At 65.2% G+C, this 24,468-nt stretch carries 19 protein-coding genes and 1 pseudogene; 9 read left to right on the plus strand and 11 right to left on the minus strand.

Features of this window, described 5'->3' with window-relative positions; translation table 11 throughout:
- Positions 1-4: 4 nt before the first annotated feature.
- The 5 genes and pseudogenes from crcB (at position 5) to NT151_05415 (ending at position 3,472) form a co-directional block, all read left to right on the plus strand.
- Positions 5-400: a fluoride efflux transporter CrcB gene (gene crcB, locus NT151_05395; GenBank protein MCX6538355.1), complete on the plus strand. Its 396-nt coding sequence runs from the start codon at positions 5-7 to the stop codon at positions 398-400.
- Between the two features lie 7 nt (positions 401-407).
- Positions 408-707, plus strand: a pseudogene (locus NT151_05400) (DUF190 domain-containing protein).
- A gap of 111 nt (positions 708-818) precedes the next feature.
- A complete protein-coding gene (locus NT151_05405) occupies positions 819-1,169 on the plus strand; it encodes a DUF190 domain-containing protein (protein MCX6538356.1) in 351 nt (116 codons plus the stop codon).
- 30 nt (positions 1,170-1,199) lie between these two features.
- Positions 1,200-2,210, plus strand: coding sequence for a hypothetical protein (locus tag NT151_05410; protein ID MCX6538357.1), 1,011 nt, complete (start codon positions 1,200-1,202; stop codon positions 2,208-2,210).
- Positions 2,211-2,245: 35 nt separating this feature from the next.
- Entirely contained in the window at positions 2,246-3,472 is a 1,227-nt protein-coding gene (locus NT151_05415) for an MFS transporter (GenBank protein MCX6538358.1), read from the plus strand.
- Here the strand turns inward: NT151_05415 and NT151_05420 are convergent.
- The 8 genes from NT151_05420 to NT151_05455 all read right to left on the minus strand — a co-directional run bounded on the left by NT151_05420 (position 3,454) and on the right by NT151_05455 (position 15,435).
- Positions 3,454-4,071, minus strand: coding sequence for a hypothetical protein (locus NT151_05420; protein ID MCX6538359.1), 618 nt, complete (start codon positions 4,069-4,071; stop codon positions 3,454-3,456). The genes NT151_05415 and NT151_05420 overlap by 19 nt on opposite strands.
- Positions 4,068-5,792 carry a dynamin family protein gene (locus tag NT151_05425; GenBank protein ID MCX6538360.1) on the minus strand — a complete coding sequence of 575 codons (1,725 nt, stop codon included), beginning with the start codon at positions 5,790-5,792 and terminating at the stop codon, positions 4,068-4,070. The genes NT151_05420 and NT151_05425 overlap by 4 nt, the downstream gene beginning before the upstream one ends.
- Complete coding sequence (locus NT151_05430) at positions 5,789-7,891, minus strand: dynamin family protein (GenBank protein MCX6538361.1); 2,103 nt, start codon at positions 7,889-7,891, stop codon at positions 5,789-5,791. Before NT151_05430 ends, NT151_05425 begins: the two co-directional genes overlap by 4 nt.
- A 156-nt stretch (positions 7,892-8,047) precedes the next feature.
- Positions 8,048-11,128, minus strand: coding sequence for an efflux RND transporter permease subunit (locus NT151_05435; protein MCX6538362.1), 3,081 nt, complete (start codon positions 11,126-11,128; stop codon positions 8,048-8,050).
- Positions 11,125-12,228 (minus strand): efflux RND transporter periplasmic adaptor subunit, encoded by a 1,104-nt coding sequence (locus tag NT151_05440; GenBank protein MCX6538363.1) that lies wholly within the window; start codon positions 12,226-12,228, stop codon positions 11,125-11,127. Before NT151_05440 ends, NT151_05435 begins: the two co-directional genes overlap by 4 nt.
- Before the next feature lie 16 nt (positions 12,229-12,244).
- A complete protein-coding gene (locus NT151_05445) occupies positions 12,245-13,660 on the minus strand; it encodes a TolC family protein (GenBank protein ID MCX6538364.1) in 1,416 nt (471 codons plus the stop codon).
- Between the two features lie 92 nt (positions 13,661-13,752).
- Positions 13,753-14,808, minus strand: coding sequence for a YncE family protein (locus NT151_05450; GenBank protein MCX6538365.1), 1,056 nt, complete (start codon positions 14,806-14,808; stop codon positions 13,753-13,755).
- Positions 14,809-14,838: 30 nt separating this feature from the next.
- Positions 14,839-15,435: a hypothetical protein gene (locus NT151_05455; GenBank protein ID MCX6538366.1), complete on the minus strand. Its 597-nt coding sequence runs from the start codon at positions 15,433-15,435 to the stop codon at positions 14,839-14,841.
- Between the two features lie 108 nt (positions 15,436-15,543).
- Between NT151_05455 and NT151_05460 the strand changes: the two genes are divergently transcribed.
- Positions 15,544-16,224 (plus strand): response regulator transcription factor, encoded by a 681-nt coding sequence (locus tag NT151_05460; GenBank protein MCX6538367.1) that lies wholly within the window; start codon positions 15,544-15,546, stop codon positions 16,222-16,224.
- Positions 16,221-17,621: an ATP-binding protein gene (locus tag NT151_05465; GenBank protein MCX6538368.1), complete on the plus strand. Its 1,401-nt coding sequence runs from the start codon at positions 16,221-16,223 to the stop codon at positions 17,619-17,621. The genes NT151_05460 and NT151_05465 overlap by 4 nt, the downstream gene beginning before the upstream one ends.
- Before the next feature lie 2 nt (positions 17,622-17,623).
- On the opposite strand, the gene NT151_05470 is transcribed toward NT151_05465, so the two are convergent.
- The 3 genes from NT151_05470 to NT151_05480 form a co-directional block, all read right to left on the minus strand.
- On the minus strand, positions 17,624-18,619 hold the full coding sequence (locus NT151_05470; protein MCX6538369.1) for a hypothetical protein: 996 nt from the start codon (positions 18,617-18,619) through the stop codon (positions 17,624-17,626).
- A gap of 103 nt (positions 18,620-18,722) precedes the next feature.
- The gene (locus NT151_05475) at positions 18,723-20,813 is read right to left on the minus strand and encodes a M1 family metallopeptidase (GenBank protein ID MCX6538370.1); all 2,091 of its coding nucleotides are present in this window, start codon (positions 20,811-20,813) and stop codon (positions 18,723-18,725) included.
- A 16-nt stretch (positions 20,814-20,829) separates the two neighbouring features.
- On the minus strand, positions 20,830-21,351 hold the full coding sequence (locus tag NT151_05480; GenBank protein ID MCX6538371.1) for a peptidylprolyl isomerase: 522 nt from the start codon (positions 21,349-21,351) through the stop codon (positions 20,830-20,832).
- Positions 21,352-21,517: 166 nt separating this feature from the next.
- Here NT151_05480 and NT151_05485 point away from each other — a divergent pair, with 166 nt between their 5' ends.
- Together NT151_05485 and glgB are read left to right on the plus strand one after the other, a co-directional pair.
- Complete coding sequence (locus tag NT151_05485; GenBank protein ID MCX6538372.1) at positions 21,518-22,435, plus strand: PhzF family phenazine biosynthesis protein; 918 nt, start codon at positions 21,518-21,520, stop codon at positions 22,433-22,435.
- Between the two features lie 6 nt (positions 22,436-22,441).
- Entirely contained in the window at positions 22,442-24,337 is a 1,896-nt protein-coding gene (gene glgB / locus NT151_05490) for a 1,4-alpha-glucan branching protein GlgB (GenBank protein ID MCX6538373.1), read from the plus strand.
- The last annotated feature ends 131 nt before the right edge of the window (positions 24,338-24,468 follow it).

The following is a 24,468-nucleotide window of genomic DNA, read 5'->3' on the forward strand; positions in this document are numbered from 1 at the left end:
TGTTATGAACCGGTTGTTGCCGTATCTTCTGGTCGGGGTCGGCGGCTTCCTGGGCGCCAACGCGCGCTACGTGACGGCCAAGTGGGTCGGAACGTGGGTCGATGCAGGTTTTCCGCTGGGCACATTCCTGATCAACATGAGCGGATCGTTCCTCCTGGGCCTGCTCGGCGGCCTGCTGGCCGCGCGGCTGGTTCCCCATGGCGACGACGTGCGTCTGGCGCTCGGCGTCGGATTCCTGGGCGCGTTCACGACGTTTTCGACATTTGAATTCGAGACGCACGCGCTCTTCGAGGATGGTGTGTGGCTCACCGCGCTCAGCAACATCTTCCTGAGCCTGTTCCTCGGCCTCCTCGCCGTGAGGGTAGGCCTGGTCGTGGCGAAGTCGTGGATGGTCGGATAAGGGGATCATGAAGCTCGAAGCCGAACAGGTGCTGTGCCGGTTCCATCTTTCCAACTTCGTCCGCCATCGTGACGAGCCGCTGTACCAGTGGATTGTCGAGGTGGCCCGGCACGACGGGTTGCAGGGAGCGACCGTCCTCAAGGGCATCATGGGACTCCGGCCAGACGGGTCGATTCTGCAGGAGACCTTGTGGGGGTTGTCCCAGGAACTCCCGGTGATCGTTGAGGTGGTTGACGGGCCGAAACGCGTGGAAGCGCTGCTCGCACGCGTCGAACCGGTCTTCACCGAGGGCGAGATCACGCTCGAGCGGGCGCACGTCGTGCTCTATCGCAGCGAGAAGGACCAGAACCAGGGCGTGATTCCAGCGGCGGACGTGATCGCGTCGCAGGACGACAGCGCGGCGTGGGAGGTCAAGACGATGAAACTGCCCGAACAAGGCGTCCTGCTCCGGATCTTCATGGGGGAGGCGGACCGTGAGCCCGGACGGGACCGGCCCCTTTACGAGGCCATCGTGCGGCGCGCGCGTGAAGCACATTTGGCAGGCGCGACGGTGCTCAAGGGGCCTTTGGGCTACGGCAAGAACTCGCGCGTGCACTCCGCGAAGCTGCTGGAACTATCGACCGATCTGCCCATCGTGATCGAAATCGTCGATGCCGAAGACAAGATCAAGGCGTTCCTGCCGATCGTCGACGAACTGGTCACCGAGGGCATGGTGACGCTCGAGGCGGTGCGTGTGCTCAAGTACGTCGCCTCACCCAGGCGGGCCTGAGCCGGGCGATCCCGGCGTCCGGCAGAAACGATGGAACACGCGATGCCTCAGCGCGGCCCGGACGAGTTGCGGGAAGAGCGCTGGCGCTCGATCGGACGCGAGTCATGGATCTATCGCGCCAATGGGCCGGATGAACTTCGTGGACGGCATGCCGATCTGCTCCAGTCCGCGTTGGGTTCCGACGACGAACTCCGTTACCTGGTCTACGCACCGATCTTCGACGGTGTGGACGGTCCCTTCGGCATTCGAGCGACGCCCGCGTCGCACGCCGTGGCCGTCGCGCAGGACCGTCTCGTCATCACCGCCGATGCCCATCGTGAGGGTGTGCCTGCCGATGTCCGCTCCATCCCGTTCGCGCAGATTCTGTCGGTTGAACTGGGCGCTGCGCTGCTCCTCGGTTGGCTCGTGATCCGCCACGTCGACGCCGGTCACGTGACGTCGACGGTCGTGACCTTCAGCACAACCGGCAGCCATCACTTCGAGGCGGTGGTACGTGCGTACAGGGAGCTGACGGCACTTCAGATGATCCAGAAGGAGGTCGCCATCCCGCATGCGGACGTGTGGCGCTCGACTCCGCCGTTTCTGCGCAGTGCGGTCGAGCCGCTGCTTCTGGACGACGAGCTCGTTATCGGAGCAGTCGAGTGGCAAGAATCGTGGCGATCGCGCAAGCATGGATGGTTTACCCTCCGCTCATGTGCGTCCACGCCCGGTCTCCTCCTGCTCAGTCGTGTGGGTCTCTTGTGGGCGTCCAGCGAGCCTCGCGTACGACCGGACATGCTGAGCTATGGCGTCGATGTGACGTCAATCGATTGGAAGGCGCTCCGCTCTGCATCGATCGAGCACGCCGCAGCGGGAAGCGTGGCTATGCGCGTCCGGCTAGCGTTGGAACGACAGGGCATTCCCATATGTCTCGAGATCCCGCTCGACAGCGAGGCGGGCCAGACAGCCGACACCGCGGTCGACCTGGTGGAGAGACTACGGCGATCGGCGAACGCAGGAGCTTACTCAGGAGATTCCGGCGGAACGGGCCCGGACGACTGAAGTCAGGCAACTGTGGAGTGGTTCTCGTGACACACATCGATAGACAGACATCGGAACTCACCAGGCAAGACGGCGCGGATGCTCCCACCGAGCAGGATCACAACGTCGTGGCCTTGGGGTGGGTCGCGTTTTTCGGCGGGTTTGGGCAGGACATGATCCAGCCGATCCTGCCGTTGTTCTACTCCTCGGTGCTTGGCCTGAACAAGGAGTTCATCGGGCTCGTCGAGGGCTCGATGATGACGGTCGTCAGCCTGATGAAGATTGCGGCCGGCTATCTCTCCGACCTCCTCGGAAAGAGAAAGGCCATTGTCTTCGTTGGTTATGCGCTGTCGGCGGCGGCGCGGTTCTCGCTGGGGCTGGCGGGGTCGGGGGCGGCCGTCCTTGGTCTGCGGCTCACGGATGGTGTGGGTAAAGGCCTCAAGGACGCCCCACGCGACGCACTGGTGGCCAGTTCGGCAGGCAAGAGGAAGCTGGGGTTCGCCTTCGGCGTGCAGCGCACCCTGGATACGCTCGGCTCGGTGGCCGGCCCTCTTTTGACCTTCGGGCTGCTGCGCCTGTGGGTCAACCGTCCCGGCAAATACCAGGCGATATTCTTCGTCGCCGGCGTCGTCGCCGCCATGACGTTGCTCATCATCGGGCTGGTGGTGCGGGAACGGCAAGCGGCCGTGAAGACGCAGCGCATCTCGCTCGCCGTGCTCCGAGGGCCGTTCGCCGGCTTCCTCGCGGTGATGCTCCTGTTCACACTGGGCAATTCGTCCGATGCGTTCATCATTCTCCGCGCGCAGGACGTAGGTGTCGCCATCGTGCTGATCCCGGAGGTCTATGCCCTGTTCAACCTGGTGTCGGCGGCCGCTGCGATCCCGGCAGGCAAGCTTTCTGATCGGATTGGTCGCCGCCGCGTGATCGCCTGCGGATGGGCCGTGTATGCGATGGCCTACCTGGGCTTTGCCCTGGTTCACAGCCCCTGGATGATGTGGGTGCTGTATGCCTTCTATGGCCTGTTCTATGCGTTCAGCGAAGGAGCGGCCAAGGCCATGGTCGCCGAACTGGTGCCAGAGGAGAGCCGAGGCACGGCGTATGGACTCTACAACGCCGCTGTTGGCGTAATGGCGCTTCCGGCGAGCCTGATCGCGGGCATCCTGTGGCATCGTATTTCACCGGCGGCCCCATTCGCGTTCGGCGCAGCGCTGGCGGGCCTGGCACTGCTCGGGTTATGGTTCGTGCCGCCGGCATCCGCGATTCGTCACGGCGCCCCGGTATGAGACGAAAGTGATCGCGTAGACGATGCGCGGCCTGCATCAGCCAGGCCGTCCTGCCAGGCCACAACAAGGGCCAGGCGAGGCGGGAGTAGACCACGCCCGGCCCGCCACCGCATCGCCACCGCATTGGCCACCGCCACCGCGCGGCCCGGCACCCCTTCCACCACCTTCACCGCATCGGACAGCCACGACTGCGGAATCGCCGTGCGCGACACGCCGCCGACTTTCAGTGCGGCACGTAGAAGCGTGCTGATGTCTCGAGCGCCAAGGGGTTCGACGCGCACGGCCTCCATTCGCCACAACAAGCGTCTCACCGCGCCAAGGTCAGCCGCCCTCGCGCTTCGCCCGGCTGCCAGCACGATTCCACCCGCCTCCATCACGCGCCGAAGCCTTGCCGCAACCGGCCTGGATACGCGCTCGAACGGGTCGGCCACGACCAGTCCCTGGCGCGAGACGGCCGCCACGATCGCGGTCTTGCCGACGCCCGTCGGCCCGAACAGCAACACGCTGCGCCTCGCATCGAGGAGACTACGGACCCGCGCCACGAGCGCCGCCCGGCCGATCAGAGTGATTGCGGCGACACGGTCGTAGGGATGGTTCACAGCCCCTGCTCCATGTTGTCCGCCGCGAGCAGGCGTTCGATGTCGCATCGCAACTCGTCGAGATGATCCAGGCGGCCGCGCACCGCCTGCTCCCCGGCAGTCTTGTGCTGACAGGCGCGTTCGAGCGCCCGGCCCGCTGACTCGACCAGCGACCGCATGCGACTCCGGATTTCGCTTTCCAGGCCGCGGCGGCTCTCCAGCACACGCTCGTTGAGATCGTTGGCTACCCGCGCGCTGTTGGTGGCGATCAGGCGGCGCACGTACTCCGCAGCACTCGACCTGACACCCGCGATCTCCAGTCGCCGCGGCAGCACCCAATCGAGTACCCACGCCACGGGACCGGGTCCGGCCAGACGCAAGAGCTCCGCGAAATGGAACCCGCTTGCCGCCCGAAAGCCGCGTGCCTCAATCAGGGCCGCGCCATCGTCGAACGACTCTCCTACCGACACGGCAACGCGTGCCATGAAGCCGTTGGCGAGATCCGCGAATCGTGCCGTGGCCCGCCGGTAGAGTTCTTCTGCGTGAGGTTCCACTCGGTGGCCCCAGTCGCGAATCGCCTCGCCAGCCACATCCAGCGCCAGGTCCATCGCTCTCGCGCGAAACCCCGGTCCCCGGCGAAATGGTTCGGCAGCAATTCGCTGATCGAGCACGCGCATCACGCCGGGCGTCGAGTCGGCCATGAACGCGTTTCTCGTCTGTGAGAAGGCCGCTGACAACTCCGCCTGTTCCACGCCAAGCCGGGCGGACAACTCACGCAACGCCTGCTCTGCGCCGGCGATGGTCGAGCGCAGATGGCTCAACCGACGTTCTGAATCAGCGAGGGGCTTCGTGAGTGCCGTGCGTTGCTCATCGATGTCGCGCAGCAGTCGTCGGCCCAGGCGCGCGGCACCGCGCGCGGCCGCCGCCGCCAACAGGTCGCTGGACCTGCCGGCCAACGCTCGCAGGCGGTCCTCCAGCTCGTTCCAATCGCGCGGGCACGAGCCCGCCAGCCGCTCGGTGGCACTCACGAGAAGGGGCGGACCTATCTCGCGACCGAGCCGGCGTGCGATGACCGACTGCGCAAAGTCAGCCGCTTCCTGCAGATCGCCAGCGGATCCTTTGTCGGCCTTGTTCAACACAATCAGCAGCTGGTCGATACGACTTCCCACCTCCTCGACCAGCGCCAACTCGTCGGCCGAGATAGGCGGATCGGCCCCGAGCACCACCAGCGCCGCGTCGATCTGGGGCGCAAACGCGCGGGTCACCTCGGTGTTCGCTGCGAAGACGGACCCAAGCCCCGGCGTGTCGACCAGGCACAAACCCGTTGCCAACAGCGGACTCGGGATGCATACCTCAACGACCGCGACACCCTTGGCATTGCCGGGATTGCGAGCCTCGGTGACGTAGTCCAAGATCGACGCCGTGTCGATTGGCTGGATGGTCCCGTCGAGCAGATGCACGCGCGTCTTGAGCGAGGCGCCATAGCGCAGTACGGTGACGGCCGAGGTCACCGGTACCACGCCCGTCGGCAGCAGCGGCTGTCCAATCAGGGCGTTGAGCAGCGTGGACTTACCTCGCTTGAACTGGCCCACGCACGCGACGAAGAAACGCCCCTCGGCCAGTCGGTCGGCCAGTGCGGTCGCCTCTTTGGCAATGGCGTCCGCGCCTGTGTCGCGCGCGGCCTCGGCCATCGCGCGCAACGGCGCCGTTGACCCTTCAGCCGCGGCGTGGTGGTCCGTCATGATACCGGCCTCGCTTCGTCACCTGGCGGCCCGTCGCCACATATGCGATCGAGCGCGGCCAGGTCTTCCCGGATGGCACGGACATCGGTGCCGCTGGAATCACCAGAACCGGGCATCGTGGCGCGTGTCCGTTCGATGTATGTCCGCAGGGGTTCGGCGTATTCGTGAAAGCCGTTCTGCACCTCAGCGACAGCGTCCCGCATCCAACCACGCAGGCCGACCCCAAACGCCGAGAGTGCCGCCGCCAGCGACTGGCCGATCTGGGCATCGAGTTGGCGTTCGATCGCACGGATGCGCAGCGAGCGGGTGACCGCAGCGAGCCCCGGTACCACGAGCGGCCTCGTCACTTCCGGCAGGACCAGGGCCGGCAACTCGCGCACGCGACTCAGCAACTCCGTGGCGGGCGGCGCATCCGGACGTCCCAGCGCGTCAGCAGCCTGTGCGAGAGCTGCCGCGAGATCGGCCGCGAAGCGTCCCAACGCGATCCGAAGCCCCTCTGCCTGGGCGCCCACCGTGTCCTTCGCGGCGCGCCCAAGCGCCGACCTCACGTCCTCCACAGTCAGCCCCGCCCCCTGAGCGCCGTTCACGAAGAGGCCGGCGGCTTGCCGAACAACGACCGACGCTCCACCCGCCACGGCCGCGGTCGCCTGCTCGCCCATGGGTTTTACATTCGCAGCGAGTGCACCGGCGCGGCGGAGTGCCGTCTCGGCATCAGCCAGGGACTCGGTGCTGACGAGCACCCGCCCCGCACCACGATCGGCGGTTGCTTGCAGGCTTGCGCGCACCGCATCGCGCAGCAGGACGATTTTCCGATGGATCGAATGCAGCGCGACCTCCTGGTGCCGCTGGCAGATCGGCGCGATCTCCGCGGCGAACCAGGTGTCGGTCAAGGTGGCATCCGCCCCGATGGCACTAACCGCGTGCACGGCGACGTCGAGCCCAACCTCAGCCCGAATGTGTTCCGCGATGTATGCGGCCGCGCGTGCACGATCGTCCGAACCGAGGAGGTCCGCCTTGCTGAGCAGCACCGATGCCGGGGTACCAGCGTGGACCAGTGCCTGCACGGTCATCACATCGTCCGGCATCAACGTGGACCCGGCGTCGATGAGCACGATGCCGAGGTCACAGCGCGGCAGGTACGCCAGTGTCTCATCCGCGCCGGCGGTTGCCAGCGACCCCAGGCCAGGCGTGTCGACCAGGACGACTCCGTGTTCGAGCCGAGGAGACGGGTAGCGCACGTCGACGCGCGTGACGTGCCGCCGGTTCCCGGGATTCAAGTGTTCGGTCACAAGTTGCGGGAGCAGATCGAGCGCGGCCGTCACCATCGGCGCATCGGCGAACGACGCGGTCAGGCCAGGTGGTTCGCCGTAGATCAGGCGTGTGGGGACGGCCGTAATCGGCGTCACGCCCACGGGCAACACGGCGGCGCCGAGGATGCGGTTCAGAAGCGAAGACTTGCCCGAGCTGACTCGTCCGAACACGGCAATCTCGAACGTCGGGGAAACTAGGCGGTCGACGACCATGGCCAACGTTGGCCGGAACTCGACGAGTCCCCTGGCCGTTATCACGCGTTCGATCGTCCGAAGCGCCTCGGTTTCGCCGCTGCCCGCCTCGAGCCGCTCAATGCGCATCTCCAGACCGCGGCTGGAATCCTGGGCCAGGTAGTCGTCAAGCCTGTGCAGCACCGTCCGCAGTTCGTCGACCACCCCATCCACGTCGGCCTGGAGGGCGTCCGGCAGGCCGCCATACCCGCGCATATACTTCGGCCTCAATTCCTCGACCGCGTTGTCGGCAAATGTCAGAGCCGTACGGATCGCAAAGAGCGCGTCGACCTGCGGCGGTGGGATCGGGATTCCCTGGCTCTCCAGGACGCGCACCAGCCGGCTGCGGATGCGCGCCAGGTAGTCTGCAGCCAGGCGCGCCTGCACCGGAGTCAGGGCCGTGCAATAGCGGGGGAACGGCGACGATGAACGAGACGCCGACAGGATCGCTTCGATGCTCGACAGCAGTTTGTCGACGTACTGGCAACTGACCAGCAGGTGACGTTGCTGCGGTTCGTTGAGACCGATCCGGTCCGCGTCGGCAGGCTTTGCCGTCATGCTCACCCGTGGCCGCGGCGCGTAGCCACGACACAAAAAAGAAAGACCCCTACCGGCACTTGCCCAGTAGGAGTCATCTGTTCCGTCACCGGAACGCTCGGAGCGAACTCCAACGCACGACCGCAGGCCGATTATACCCCCGGGGTCTACTCTCTTCTACGCCGAAGGCTCCGGCCCGCGACCCATGCTGCGCATCAGGTAAAACACCGTAGGCGTGGCCACCAGCGACAGGAGCACGGAGATGCACAGCGCGCCAATCACCGCGACGGCCAGCGGTTTCAACATGTCGGCGCCCGACCCCACGCCGTACGCCAGCGGCAGCATGCCTAACGCCGCAGCCATCGACGTCATCAACACGGGTCGCAACCGGCGCCTGCCCGACTGGACGAGAGCTTCCTGCAGCGGCCGGCCGTCGACCATCAGGTGTTCTACGTAGTCGAGCATCAGAATGCCGTTCTTGGCGACGATGCCGACGCCGATGATGGCACCCAGAAACGAGACGACGTTCAGCGACGTGCCGGTGAGCCATAGCGCGAGGATGGTCCCGAACATCGCCAGCACCGCGCCGATGACGATGGCGAGCGGCTCCAGGAACGAGCGGAACTCCACGAGCAACACCGTAAAGACGAGCACGATCGCCATGGCGAGCACGATCAGCAGGTTGCGGAACGACTCCTGCTGTTGCTGGTAGAGCCCGCCGTACTCGATGGTCCCGGGCGGCAGCGAGGTCTGCCGGCTGAGGATGTCGCGAATCTCGGCCATCGCGCTGCCGAGATCGCGTCCTTCAAGCCGCGCAGTCACGGCCACGTCCTGCCGCAAATCCTCGCGTCTCAATTCCAGTTGCCCCGGCTCCTCGACCACGTCGACCACCTGCGACAGGCGAATCTCGCTCCCGTCCGGCGCTCGAATCGGCAACTCCTTGAGGACAGCCAGCCGGTCCAGTCGCGAGGGATCGATCTTGACGCGGACGCCGACCACGCGGTCGCCTTCGAGGACGGTCGATGCCGTTTCACCCAGCATGGCGATGTTGACCGACGTCGCGATGTCGTCGGCAGTCAGACCGAACCGGGCGGCGTCGGCCTGCCTGACCTTGAGGCTGACCGACGATCCCGCGTACGTCAGGCCATCAAAGGTGTCTACGACGCCACGGACCTTCTTGAGCTGCGCTTCGATCTCCGGCGCATGCCGCTTGAGAAACGCGGTGTCTGTCGAGAACAGCTTGATCTCGATCGGTTTTGGGGCCCACATCAGGTCGCCGATCAGGTCGCCCAGGATCCCCGGGAATTCCCAGTTCAGGCCGGGCAGCGCTGTGTTGAACTTCTGCCGCAGCTCCGAGATGACCTCGTCGGTCTTGCGGGTGCGCCCGGGCTTGAGTTTGACCAGGAAATCGCCGACGTTGGGTTCGGCAATCGACAGCGCCAGGCGCGCGCCGGTCCGCCGCGAGTAACTCTCCACCTCCGGCGTCTTCACGAGGATGGCCTCAGCCTGCAGTAGTTGCCGGTGTGTCTCGGACAGGCTGGTGCCCGGCGGGGTGAAGTAGTCAATCACGAAGCCGCCTTCGTCCATGGGCGGCAGGAACTCGCTTTCGAGCTGCGAGTAGAGGCCCGCGCCGGCGGCCAGCACGAGCACGCAGACGCCGGCCGTCACCCATTGATGCCGCAGCGCCAGCCGCACGGCTATCTCGTAGACACGGATGACACGGCGCAGGAGGAATCCCCCCTCGTCCACGCCGTGGATCTCGGCGGCGTGCGGCCTCCGCTTGACGAGCCACGTGGCCAGCGACGGGGTCAGCGTGACGGCCAGCACCAGCGACGTCAGCAGCGCCACCACCATCGTGAGCGCGAGCGCGCGGAAGAACACGCCCGTGATGCCATCCAGGAAGGCCAGTGGGATGAACACCACGACGGGCGTGAGGGTCGAACCGACCAAGGGGCGCACGATCTCGCGGATGGCCTCCTGCACGGCGTCGGCGGTTTTCAGTCCGCCCATGAGCTTCACCTGAATCGCCTCCACCACCACGATCGCGTTGTCGATGACGAGCCCGATGGCGGCCGCGATTCCCCCGAGCGTCATCAGATTGAAGCTGAGGCCCATCAGCTTCATCGAAACCAGCGTGATGAGCACGGTAACCGGGATGACCAGGGTGGCCACCAGCGTGGTGCCCCAGTTCTTCAGGAAGAGGTAGATGATGACAACCGACAGAATCAGACCGAAAATGATCGCTTCCCACGCGCTGCGCACCGACTCGCTGACGATGACCGACTGGTCGTAGAAAAACGCCAGCTTCATGTCCGGCGGCAATTCGCGCTTGAGGACCTGCAGTTCCTCTCGCAGTCGGCTCGCGATCTCCAGCGTGCTGCCGTCCGGCTGGCTGCGGATGTTCAGCAGGACGGCGCTGACGCCGTCGGCGGTGACGACGTTGAACACGGGTTCCGGCCCGCGTTCGACACGCGCCACGTCCCTGATACGGATCGGGGTCCCTCCGACGACGGCGACGACCAGGTTCTCAATCTCACCAATGCCGTGCACGCGGCCGTCCACGACGGCGAGGTAGAGCGTGTGGTTCTCCTCGTGCATCCCGGTGGGTGCCACCAGGTTGTTCTTCGTCAGGGCCTCGGTGATCTGCGTCAGGCCGATCCTGGCAGCCTGAAGGCGCATCGGATCGACGATCACGTGGAATTCGGGCGCGCGGCCCCCGACCAGGTCGACGCGTGCCACACCCGGGATCTGGAGGAACCGGAGTTTAAGGTTGTAGCGGGCCGTCTCCCAGAGCGCCATCGTGTCCCGCGTGGGGCTCGTCAGGCTGACGCCCACGATCGGAAACGCGGAGAAGGTGAGGCGGAACACGGCGGTGGTCGCCGACGGCGGGATCGTGCTGCGAATCTGCGACAGCCGGCTCAACACGTAGAGTTCCGACTGGGTCATGTCGACCGACCATGTAAAAAAGACACTGATCTCAGCCGAACCCCGGCCCGTCGCGGAGCGGACCGATACGGAGCCGGGAATGTCCTTCATCGATTCTTCGATGGGACGGGTGATGGTGGCCATCATCTCGTCGGCCGGCATCACGCCGTTGTCCACCAGGATGACGACGCGCGGAAAGTTCGTTTGCGGAAACACAGACGAGGGAATGTGAAACGCGGCGTACCCGCCAGCGAGGCAGAGGGCGACGCAGACAAACGTGATCGCGACGCTGTGGCGGGTCGAAAACTGGCCCAGCAGTGATACTTTGGTCATGGGCGAATCACCCGAACTTTGGTCTCTTTTGGCAGGCCGTATGCGCCCGCGGCCACCACCGTCATACCGGCCTTGAGCCCGTCGCCCTCCACCTCCACGAGGTTCCCATCGCGCAGTCCTGTTTTCACGGCCCGCTTCACAGCCGTGTCGCCGGTGACAACCGCGATCGTGCTGCCGTCGGCGTCAGTGACGACACTTTCGACCGGCACAGCCAGGCGGTCGCGGTGCTCTTCGGACACGATGCGGAGGTTCACGAATTGGCCCGCACGGAGGCCAACGCCCATCGGGACCAACGCGCGCACCAGCACCGCATCGGTCTTGCTGTCGACCTGCGATGCGATGAAGACCAGCGCGCTCCGTTGGCTCACCACCTGGCTCGTCGACGCGGGGGTCCCTTGCGATCCGATGGAGACCTCAACCGACTGGCCAATCCTCAGCCTTGGCACGTCCACGCTCCGAACGGTGGCGCTGATCACCAGGCGGTCCAGATCGATCACTTCGGCCAACACGCTTGTCGGATCAACCGCGTCGCCTGGCCGCGCGGATACACGCACGAGGGTCCCGGCAAGCGGCGACAAGATGACGAGCAACGCGCGTTGCGCCTCGGCGTTGGCCAGTTCGTTCCTGGCGACCGTCAGGTTCTGTTCGGCCTCCATGAAGAGCCGCTGCGACGTGGCTTCGCCTGCGCCGAGCCTCTGCTGTCGTGCGAACCCCTGTTCGGCGTATTGGACCGCCTGTCTGGCCTTCTGGACGGCCACGTCGGCCACGCGGCTGTCCAGGCGGAACAACACCGTCCCCATTGCCACGCGTTGCCCTTCGGCGCATGACGCCTGGGCCACGATCCCAGCGACGGGCGTAGCAATGCGCGCGCTGGCCGGAGGCTGACTGGTGGTCGCCTGCTGGGGCTCAACCGTTCCCCACGCGGGCACGTAGCCTCGCAGCGTCGTCTGCACGATGGGGGCGACACGAACGGCAATGATGGTGGGTCCCGACTCCGGCTCGCCCTCCGCCGGGGCGGGACGCGCGACCCGCCACCAGACGATGCCCACCAGAACGATCACCGCCACGATGACCAGAGCGAGCGCCGCGCCACGTCTCATGATGATTCCTCTTGCCTCACTGCTTGACCACGGCCGGGTCTCTCGGCGACGCGGTCGATACCCATTCGGCCAGGTCGGCCGGACGCTGGATCGCATCTTCCAGCCGCCCAAGGGCTTGATGGGCTTTGACGAGTGCGTCGAGTCGTGCCAGTTGGATAACGGCGAGCTGCAACTGGATGACATTCAGATCGAGCCGGGAGATCTCGCCGGCATCGAACGATGCTTTCGTGGAGCGTTCCTGTTTCTGCAGCTCCGCGACCAGTGTCTCGGTGGTGGTGACCTTCTCGAGCGCCGACCGGTAGGCGGCCAGCGCGCGGTCGATCTCGCCAATCGCACGCGCCTGCACGGTGGTGAAACGTGCGGCGGCCTGCGTGCGCCGCGCCTCGGCTTCGGCGATCGGTCCCCGGTTTCGATTGAAGAGCGGCAGCGCGCCCGAGAGTCCAATCGTCCACTTGTTGTCAGTCTGATCCATCTGGTAGCCAGGCCCCAGGTGAATGTCCGGGTACTGCCTGGCAATCTCGAGCTGGAGCGCAGCCTGGCTGGCGCCGTAGGTCTCGAGCGCACCCAGAATGTCCGGCCGATTGAGAAGCGCCTGGCGCCGCATATCAGGGGCTGGCACGTCCTTCGGCAGGGCGCGGAACAGGTCGAGATCGAACTCGATGCCGTCAAGCGCGCGGATGGTCACGCCGAGCGCGTCGGCGAGTTGCACCCTGGCCTCCGCCTGCTGCCTGACCGCATCGTGCAACGCGAGACGGATCGTATCGAGCGCGATCCGCGCCTGGGTCAGCTCAAACGGCGAGATTGCACCCGCCGCGAGTTGCCGGTCGAGCAGTGCGACGACGGTCGATTGGAGGTTCCGTTGGTTCTCGAGAAGCGTAGCTGTCTCGGCGGCCTCAAACAGGTCGAGCAGGTTCTGCCGCACTCGACTGCGCACCTGCCACGCGGCACTCGCGATGGCGAGTCGGGCCGCCTGCGACAACTGCCTGGCCTGCGCGATGCGGTACCCCCGTTTGCCAGCCGTTTCGATGGTGAAATCCAGATCGAGCGAGAGAATCCACGGAGTCATCTGGCTTGCTGGCGTCGTGGAGTTGAAGCTGGGGGCCACGCTGAGGTTCGGGTTCGGTCGCTCTCCGGCGGTGATCCCGGCTGCGCGGGCGACGGCCCAGTCGGCGCGCGCCACGTCCAAATCGGGGTTGTAATAGAAGCCGACAAGGCTGAGGGCATTGACATCCCAGCTTTTCGGCGGCCACGCGGAAATGTGCTGATTGGCCCTGAGGAATGTCGCGAGGTCAGGATTGTCCAGCGTCCGGGACTCTATCGAGTCCAGGTTGGCAGGCGCCGAGATGGGTCGCGGCTGGTACTGTGCACAACCAGCCACGACCATCATTAGAAGCCCGATCCCACACGTCCGAAGCACGCGGCGATTGCTCATGATCGGATCCCACACGGCTACGTCACGAGCCAGAACGCCGCCGGACAGATGTTGCTGCGTGCGGCACGACTCGACCAACAACGGGGTACAGCCTACTTGCCCGGCGCGGCGGTCATCTCGTAGACGACAACCTTGAACGATCCGGCCACCATCGTCGGGCGCGCCGGTCTGCCGTCCGCGCCCGGTGCCCCAGGCGCCCCGTACTCGGCTGCCGCAATATACACGCGATGCGTCTTTGGATCGAGTGTCATCGTCCTCGACCGCGCCGGCGTGGCAAGCGTCTGCACGAGCGTGAGCTTGCCCGCCGCGTCCGACTTCGCGATGGTGATCGTGCCATCGCTGTTCGACGAGAAGATGAGTCCCGTGCCCGGATCGAATGCGGCGGCATCCGGACCGGCGCCGATCGGGAAGGTCGACAGCAGCTTGCCGCTGGTGCTGTCCACGACCGGCATCAGCTTGTCGGTGACGGCGTACAGCCGGTGGTTCGCCAGGTCGAGGGCCAGCCCCGACGCGCCTTCGGCCGGCTTGATTGGCCAAGTGGCCACGACGGCGTGCGTCGCCGTGTCAATGGCGACGATGACGTTCGTATCCTCGATGTTGTTGTAGATGCGTCCGGCCTTGACGTCCACCTGCGCGAACTCGGGCTTGCCGGGCAGCTTGATGGTGGCCTTCACCTCGCCGGTCACGGCGTCGAACGCGGTCGCATCGTTGCTGCGGCCGTTGAACGTGTAGACCTCCTTGTGGCCCGGCTCGTAGAGGATACAGTCGGGGTTCTGGCCGGTCTTGACGGTCGACTTGATCTGCAGCATCTTCAGATCGACGATGCTGGCCGTGTTGTCGCGGCCGTTGCTGACGAAGCCGAGGCCGAGGTCGGGAGCCAGCGCGATGCCATGGACGCCGTTGGCCGGAGCGATCTCGCCAACGACGGTGTTCTTGTCCATGTCAATGACGATGACCTTGGTCGCATGAGAGACGTAGAGCCGGCGTGCGGCGGAATCGACCGAGAGGTAATCCCAGCCGCCTTCGCCGCCGATCTTGATTTCAGCCAACTGCTTGTAGGGGCCGTCGGCCGCTGGCAGCGAGGCCTGCATCCAGAAGAGTCCGCCCGCCAGAAGGCAGGCAGCAAGTACGACGCGAAGCGTTTTCATAAGAAGTCCTTTTCGTGATGAACGCGGCTGCTACTGCTTCTTGACGTCCTTCTTGACGACGTCTTCTTTCTCGTCCTTCTCGCCGGCCTTCTTGGCAGGCGGAACGACCTTACCCTCGGGCGTGATCTCGATCGACTTCACGGTTCCAGCCCCGGCGATCGCCATCTCGAAGGTCGTGGCCTTTCCTTTGAACAGTTTCTCGGCCTTGGTGATGGTCGCCTTCGGGTACTTGGCCTTGAGGGCAGCCGTGACCGCCGGCGGAAGGCTGGTCGCTGCGACTACCTCTTCGAACTCGACGACGGTGCCATCCGGATTGTAGATCAGGTCGCGGGCGAGGCCGCTATCGGTGCTCTCGACCTCCCACGTGGTTTTGCCGTTCTCCTTTTCTTCGGCGACGTTCTTAATGACGGCTTTCGGGTAGGCTTTCTTGAAGGCGTCGAGAATGAGTTTGGGCAGCTTCGCGGCTGGATCTTCGGCCTTGGCAGCCGGGAAGGCCTTGGCGATCGGGGCAACCTTGGCGGCAGGCGGCGGATTCTGGGTGGGCTTGGTGGACGTCTGTGCCGCCGCGAGGGCGGTGACGGCGAACGAACAGGCAATAGCGAGCGCGGACACACGGACAAGCTTCATAACTGACCTCCTGGACTCACCAGTAGACCAGACGAGTCTGAAAATCCGCTGAATCGGATTCTTCAGGCGGTTTTCAGGGACGGCGGGGCAGAATAGGCACGGCGGCCCATGCGAATCCTGACCATCGAAGACGACCGGCACATGGCGGAGTTGCTCCGGAAGGGGCTCGTGGAAGAAGGCCATTCCGTGGCGCTCGCCAACACCGGCCCTGACGGTCTGGCCCTGGCCGAAGGCGGATCCTACGACGTCATCGTTCTTGACGTGATGTTGCCGGGGATCGATGGATACGAGGTCGCGCGGCGGTTGCGGCGCACCCACAACCGCACACCCATCCTCATGCTGACGGCCCGCGACGCCACCGCGGACGTCGTCGAGGGACTCGATGCGGGCGCCGACGACTACCTGACCAAACCGTTCTCCTTCGACGAATTTCTGGCCCGCGTCAGAGCCGTCGCCAGGCGCGGCCCGATTGTCCAAGGCATCGGCCTTCGCGTGGGCGACCTCACGCTTGATCCGGCAACGCGCGACGTGATCCGCGCGGGCGAACCGCTGACGCTGACGCGCACGGAGTACAGCCTGCTCGAATTTCTGATGCGGCGCGCCGGACACGTCGTGGCGAGAGATGCCCTGATCGACGGCGTATGGGGCTACGAGCGGGAGATCGAAGACAACACGCTCGACGCGTTTGTGCGGTTGCTGCGCCAGAAGGTCGACGGCAGCGGGCGCCCCCGGCTGATTCATACCGTCCGCGGCGTTGGGTACTGCCTGCGCGAGGAGCCGCTCGCATGACACGCTGGTCGATTCGCGTGCGGCTGACGGCGTGGGTCACGACCGTGCTCGGCCTTGTGCTGGTGGTCCTCGCGGCCTCGACGTGGTGGACGCTGCAAGAGAGCCTTGCCGAGGCGATTGACAAGGGGCTCGTCAGCCGCGTCACCGCGATCGGGCGATTCCTCGATCAGCAGACCGGACCGGCGACGATGCAGGAAATGGAGGATGACCTGCGCGAGTACGTGACGCTCGATCCGGGTTGGAATCTTGTCCGCATCACCAGCGCCAACGGCATTCCGGTCTACAAGTCGCCCGCATTTGACGACACCGGCCTGCCGCCGATGGCGGCGGAACTGGCGGGACGCGGGCGGGTCTTCCGCGACGTGCGGATGAAGGGACATCCGCTTCGGATGATCACGGCGCGCGTGGTGGCTCGGCAGCACGTCTATACCGTCGACGTGGCGGTGGCGCTTGGGGAATTGCAGGAGGCGCTCGATCAGTTCCGGTGGGCGGTCCTGGTCCTCGTGCCGTGCGGCATCCTGGCCGCCGCGCTGGGCGGCTATTGGATCAGCCGTCGCGCTCTTGCGCCGGTGGACAGGATCGCGAGCACGGCCCGCGCGATTACGGCCCGCGACCTCGGGCGCCGGCTCGACGTGCCCGCAACCGGAGACGAACTGCAGCGTCTGACCGAAACGCTCAACGCCATGCTGGATAGGCTGGAGGCGGCATTTCGCGAGACCACGAGGTTCACGGCGGACGCATCGCACGAGCTGAGGAGCCCGATCTCAGTGATCCGCACGTCGGCGGAGATCGCGCTCCGGCGCGACCGATCGGTAGAGGAATATCGTGAGGCGCTGGCGGGGATCCTGCGCGAATCCGAGCGCACCTCCGTACTGGTGCAGGACCTGTTGACATTGACCCGTGCCGACGCGGGCGTGGACGCCCTCCAGCGCAAGCCCCTCGATCTGCGCGTTCTGCTCGAGGACATGCGCGACTCGCTGTCGACGTTGTGCGCCCAGGCCAGTCTCGACCTGCAACTTGACCTGCCGGATCAGCCGGTTCCGACCAGTGGCGACAGTGCGGCGCTCGGTCGCCTGGTGCGCATCCTGATGGACAACGCCGTGAAGTACACACCCGCGCCGGGCCGAGTCTCGCTCTCGCTCAAGACGACGCCGGATGGCGCGGTCGTCGAGGTGGCCGACACGGGCATCGGCATCGGTGCCGACGATCTTCCGAAAGTATTCAACCGGTTCTATCGCGCAGACAAGGCGCGCACCCACGACTCGGGCGGTGCCGGTCTCGGGCTCTCGATTGCCAGGTGGATCGCCGAGCAGCACGGCGCCAGCATCGCGATCGAGAGTGAATCCGGTCACGGCTGCCGCGTGAGGGTTCAGCTCCCGCTGACGGCGTCATCCTGAATTCAGGAAACCTTGTTCGCCGCCGGGCCACCCTCTGCCTGCGGTGCGAGGTCGGTCGGCTCAACGACGCCATCGATCGACGTGGGCACAATCGTCACTGCGCTCGTCGGAGCGGCCGCGACACTCGCCGCGGGTGCGAGACGCTGGGCGTACCGGAACTCGGCATCGACCAGCGACACTCTCAGACCGACACGCGCGAACGTGATCGCCTGTTGAATGACGAACAGCATCAGGATCGCGCCCCACGAGGACGCGACCGGTGACACGGTTTCGTACGCGACATACCCGAGCATCAACACGCCAACAGGAATGAGGATGACGATGGCCATTCCGTACGTGGTTGCGGCGTGCCGCGCGACCAGCACCAAGGCGCGGATGTAGGCTCTGATCATGCCGCGGGTGTCGTCGATCACGACCTGGATCCGGGCGTAGTCCAGCGCGAGCAGAAACAGGCCGCACAAGGTCGCCAGCACCGCCAGGTTGAGGAGGAGCCACAGGTAAGAACCGGCTTCCGATCCGTTCTTGGCGAGCGGCGATTCGATAGTCACGAGCGTGAATGTCAGGACAGCCCCGACGACCACCGCGCACGTGCCCCCGATGAGCATCAGCCTGAAGAAGCGCCAAAAGAAGTAGCCGCCCCCGCCAAAGAACCGGTGCATCACGCCCCGCGACGTGCCCGTGCCGGAGATGACTTTGAGCATCCCGCCCATGATGAATCCGCTGGCGATGATCGACAGCAACGCCACGCTGGTCATGGCGCTGGTCAACAGACCGAAAGCCCCCGCGTGGTCGTACTTCGTGAGGTCTGCGAGGACGGCGAAGTTGAACCGGCTGAGCAGTGTCGTCGCCTCAATGGCGTGGTCGAACGCCCGGCGCCACCAGTTCACTGCCGGCGCAACTGCGACGGCAGCGAGCGCGACGTGCCACGCCCAAATCAACAGCACCAGCCTGTAGTTCCGGACGGTTGCGCTCAGGCCGTTCAGCACGTTGGTGAACATGTCGCGAACTCCCCACGCGGGCGAAAATGCCGGGTCTGACCGCCTCCGCCAAGGCTACGGCGGTCCGCCGAAGCTCTACGCGAAGACGGAAGACCCGGCGCGACTACAGCAGTCCCAGCGTCGATATCAGCGTCTGGACCAGGAACATCCAGCGCGTGGCCCAACTGGCCGCGGGGCGGCTGTCACCATCGAGACGCCGGCCATTGTTGAGCCAGTCGACATCGAGCAGCACCTTGCGGTCCGGGTCGATATCGACCCACTCGAGCTTCTCGGCTCGCACGAACGTGAACGTCTTTGTCCGGTCTCGCCCGTCCCATGTGAGACGCTCAGCCGGTTTTTCCGCGAACTTGAACGCCACCTCGACCGGGAAGTACACCTCGCCGCGCCGCCGCACGACCACGGTGGTTTCGTACTGTCCGGTCTTCTGTTGGTCCGCCTGTCGCTCGCGTTTCGCCGCGTCCTCATCCGTCACCAACTGGCGGCCCTTCACCCCATCGATGACGCCTCTCGGCTCTGCGACCCGCACCGACCCGGCCGCCCCGATCTCGTAGTCGACGACATCGGTGCCCCGCATCACCTGATCGAAGTACCACGCGAAGTCGCGGCCCGTGACTTCGTTGACGACGGCGAAGAAGTCCTGGCTTCGCGGGTGCCTGTATCTCCACCGCTCGTGAAACGTCCGCATGACGCGCGCCATGGTCTCGTCGCCGACGACGTTCTCGAGCGTGCGGAGCACGATCTCGGGTTTCTGGTACGCGTAGAACCCGTAGGATTCGGAAGGCGTGTAACTCCAGGCGTTCGCGATGATGCGATTGAACTTCGCATTGGGGCTGTTGCCCATCCGCAGCGTGTCGACCTCGCCCATCTTCAGCCCCAGGAACTCGAGCATCGATGACGCTGGGCCGTAGACCGCTTCCATCACCTTGCCAGTCGAGTACGAGTTGATGCCCTCGTCTAACCACGCTTCCTCGAACTCGTTGTTCGCCACCATGGCGTACCAGTATTGGTGGCCAAACTCATGGATCGTCACTTCCTCCGGGAGACGAATCCGATCGAATGGCCACCGGTGGAACAGGACAGAGGTGCCAGCGGTGATAAACGTCGGATACTCCATCCCGCCGGCGCCGCCCGCCCCGTACGCGGGGTCCACCACCGTCAGCGTCTTGTAGGGATACCGGCCGTACCACAGGCCGAACCACTTCAGGCCGTCCCTGGCGGCCTGCACGTGCCGCGCAGATTGCGCCAGGTGCTCGGGCTGCATCAGCACGGTGATGTCGACATCCGAGAGTCGCACCTCGTCGAGCGACCGGTCCAGGAGTTGGGCGACGCGCTGGTATTCCGCCGGCGTCACATCCCGGGTGGCCGAGAACTTCGCCGACACCACGACAAACTTCGGGTCGGCGGTCCAGGCGAAATCGTGAACGTCGGATTGCTCGTAGGTGTAGGTGGTCGTGCCGTCGCCGTTGGTGTGCTCGTGCTTTCTCTCGCCGGTTGCGCCAACGACGAACGTCGACGGCGCGGTGATCTCGACGCGGTAGGCGCCGAAATCCGCGTAGAACTCGGAATTGGCGTGGAACTGGTGGCAGTTCCAACCGCCGGCTGCCCGGCCTCGCAGGCCAGCCGGCTCATAGACACCGAGCTTCGGAAACCACTGGCCGACAAGGAAGAAGTTGTCCTTGAACCCTGTCCTGGCAAACACGCGGGGCAGTTGCGCGGTAAACGCGATGTCCAGTGTGATCGACCCACCCGGAGGCACCGGCTCCGGCAACGGCAATCTCGCCACCGTCTGATCGTCGCGATTCCCATCGTCGGGTTGCGCGAAGGCCAGTTGTTTCGTCAGATCGGTGCCTGACGCAGTCCGAATCGAGGTGACGTCGATCCATCCCCAGGAATCGCGCGCCATCGTGTCGCCGCGCAGTTGTCCGCCCGACTCCTTGACGAACGTCGTTCGTGTGTTCTTGAACGCGTTCAGGTAGAGATGGAACCACAGTTCGCCGACCGTGTCCGACGAGGGGTTTGTCCAGGTCAGGCGCTCCGTGCCGGCCAGTTGCTTCGACGCGGCGTCCAGTCTGACCTTGATGGCGTACTGGACGACCTGATCAGCTTTGTCGGGCAGCGGACCCGCGAGCGCGGGCATGGCCGTGCCCGCCGCGAGGAGGGCCGCGAGAAGAACCGCAAGAAGGGCTCGGCGCATGCCAGGCTCCTGTGCTCTATGACACCCGTTCGATTGTGACGCCGGTGATGACGATGTCGGTGGCAGGACGGTCGCCGGCCCGGGTCTTCGTCTTGCCGATCTTCTCGATGACGTCCATGCCTTCCACGACCTCGCCGAAGACCGAGTGCTTGCCGTCGAGCCACGATGTGGGTGCCAGCGTGATGAAGAACTGTCCGCCGTTGGTGTTGGGGCCGGAGTTGGCCATCGACAGGATGCCCGGCTTGCTGTGTTTCAGCTTCGGGCTGAACTCGTCCTTGAAGGTGTACCCGGGGCCGCCGGTTCCCCGGCCCAGTGGATCGCCGCCCTGGATCATGAAGCCGGCAATGACGCGATGGAAAACGATGCCATCGTAGTAGGGTGTGTTCGTCTTCTCGCCCGTTCGCGGATCCGTCCATTCCTTCGAGCCTTCGGCCAGCCCGACGAAATTGGCGACCGTCAGTGGCGCATCTTCATCAAACAGCTGAATCGTGAACGTGCCTTCGGTGGTGACAAACTTTGCCGAGACGCCTGAATTCAACGTAGCCTCCAAATGAGCGGATCTTGTGACCCGGTCTTGCCGCCTTGGGCGCCGTAGCCTCAGGCGAAGGCGGCCAGGACGATCCCCGCCCTCGTCCCGCCCGGATGTCCGTCTTTCGTTCAACAATCGTATAGCATGTTGCGTACGTGAGGAGCGTCGATACAGTATGAGCCAACGCTACCGCTATCTTCATCTCGACGTATTCACCAATCGGTTGTTTGGCGGCAATCAACTCGCCGTCTTCACCCGGGCTGACGGATTGTCCACCGATGTGATGCAGGCCATCGCCGGCGAGATGGCGTTTTCGGAAACCACCTTCATCCTGCCGCCCGAACGGGACGACACCGACATCCGGATGCGCATCTTCACGCCGGGCAAGGAGATGCCGATGGCGGGCCACCCGACAATCGGGTCGGCCTTTGCCCTGGCGCTCGATGGGACGATTCCGGCCGGTCGGAAGCGCTGGGTCTTCGGCCTCAACATCGGACCGACCCCCGTCGATATCGACTGGGAGGGCGCGCGGCCGACCTTCGCATGGATGACGCAACCGCTGCCGACGTTCGGGACGCAGGTCTACGACGTGGGCGGCGTGGCCGAGGCAATCGGCCTCCAGCCGGCCGACATCGGTGCGGGCCATCGGCGGGTGCAGGAGGTGTCGTGCGGCGTGCCGTTCGTGTTCATCCCGCTGGCCACCCGGGCCGCCGTGGATCGTGCCGCGCCCAATGCCGCGGCGATCAATCAGTTGTGCGCGCGTCATCATCTGGCCGCCGAGGCCGTGTTCATCTTTTCGTCGGAGCAGGCTGGAGATGGCGCCACCGTCTACAGCCGGATGTTCGCGCCAGGCCTGGGCGTTGTCGAGGATCCGGCCACCGGCGCGGCCAGTGGTCCGCTCGGCTGCTACCTCCTCCGCCACGGCGTGGTCCCGGCCACGCAGGCCAATGCCATCACGAGCCTGCAGGGCGCCAGGATGGGCCGGCCGAGCTGGGTCCACATCTCCATTGGTGCGTCGGCCAGTGGCGAGATCAGCCGCGTGCAGGTCGGTGGGGAAGCCGTCCTGGTGGGCGAGGGCGAACTTGCGGTGTAGGCGCTGATGAAGACGCTGCTGTCAGATCTCGATCTCCACCTGTTCAACGAGGGCACGCACCACCAGATCCACGAAAAACTCGGTGCGCATGCCGCCACGTTTGACGGCGTGCAGGGGCTGCACTTCGCGGTGTGGGCGCCCAATGCCCGCGGCGTGCGGGTCGTCGGCGATTTCAACGGGTGGAACGGCCACGCGCATGCGATGCAGCCGGTCGGCAGTTCGGGTATCTGGGCGGTGTGTGTCCCCGGATTGTGCATGGGCGAGAAGTACAAATACGAGGTGTGCGGGGTTGATGGCGCCGTCACACTGAAGGCCGACCCGTACGCCACGCGGTTCGAAGTGCCGCCCCGATCGGCGACCATCGCGTGGGACTCGTCGAACTTCCAGTGGCACGACGAAGAGTGGATGCGCCAGCGGGCGCTTAACGGCCACCTGCTCGACCGACCAGTGTCCACCTACGAAGTCCACCTGGGATCCTGGCGTCGCACGCTCGACAACCAGTTGCTGTCCTACCGCGATATCGCCGACCAGTTGGTGGTCTACGTGAAAGAGATGGGCTTCACGCACGTCGAATTGATGCCCGTGATGGAGCATCCGTTCACCGGATCGTGGGGGTACCAGGTCACGGGGTTCTTCGCGCCCACCAGCCGGTTTGGGTTGCCGGAGGACTTCAAGTATCTGGTTGATCGGTGCCATGAGGCCGGGATTGGCGTCATCCTCGATTGGGTGCCCGGGCACTTCCCGAAGGACGCGTACGGCCTGATCCGGTTCGACGGCACGGCGCTCTACGAGCACGACGATCCGCGCAAAGGGGAACACCACGAGTGGGGCACACTCGTCTTCAACTACGGCCGCCACGAGGTGCGCAATTTCCTGCTGTCCAGTGCGCTCTTCTGGCTCGACCAGTATCACGTCGACGGCCTGCGCGTCGATGCCGTGGCCTCGATGCTCTACCTCGACTACTCGAGAGAGGAAGGGCAGTGGGTGCCCAACAGGTTCGGCGGGCGGGAGAACCTGGAGGCCATCGACTTTCTGCGGCAGCTGAACACGCTCGTGCACGAGCGGCATCCGGGGGCGGTGACCATCGCGGAAGAGTCCACTGCGTGGCCGGCGGTGAGCCGGCCGGTGTATACCGGCGGCCTCGGTTTCACCTTCAAGTGGAACATGGGGTGGATGCACGACATGCTGGTCTACATGTCGCGGGACCCCGTCCACCGCAAGTGGGCACACAACGACATCACGTTTTCGATGCTGTACGCCTTCACCGAGAATTTCGTGCTGCCGTTCTCCCACGACGAAGTCGTGCACGGCAAGCGGTCGATGCTGGCCAAGATGCCCGGCGACCAATGGCAGCGCTTCGCCAACCTCCGGACCCTCTACGGCTACATGTTCGGCCACCCAGGCAAGAAACTGCTGTTCATGGGCGGCGAGTTCGGACAGACGCGCGAGTGGAATCACGACTTCAGCCTGGATTGGGATCTCTCGCATTACCCCCCGCACCGCGGACTGCAGCGGCTCGTCGCCGACCTCAATCGCCTGTACCGCGAGGAGGCCTCGCTGTACGAACTGGATGTCGCGCCCGAGGGGTTCAGCTGGATCGACTGCAACGACCACGACAACTCGGTCGTGTCGTTTTTGAGACGGGCGAGGGACCCCAACAATTTCACGGCCTTTGTGCTGAATTTCACACCGGTCCCGCGTCATGCGTACCGGGTAGGTGTGCCGACGGCCGGCAGATACCGTGAGTTGCTGAATACCGATGCCGCCGCCTACGGCGGCTCCAATGCCGGCAATGCCGGACTCGCGACCACCGAAGAGATTCCCGCACACGGGTACCCGCACTCGCTCAGCCTGACGATTCCACCCCTTGCCTGCGTTGTGCTCAAGCCTGAGCACGTCTGAGCGTCGCCTGGGATCGCTACGCTCCAGCGTGGCCGGAAGGCATGCCGGGCTGGAACCCGGCGTTCCCAGGATTCCCCCCGAATCCCGAACGCTGAGGGCGCGCCGCGCGCGATCCAATCTTCCGGATGTCA

The organism is Acidobacteriota bacterium (genome assembly GCA_026393675.1).
In the GTDB taxonomy this organism is placed as follows: Bacteria; Acidobacteriota; Vicinamibacteria; order Vicinamibacterales; family JAKQTR01; genus JBAXOX01.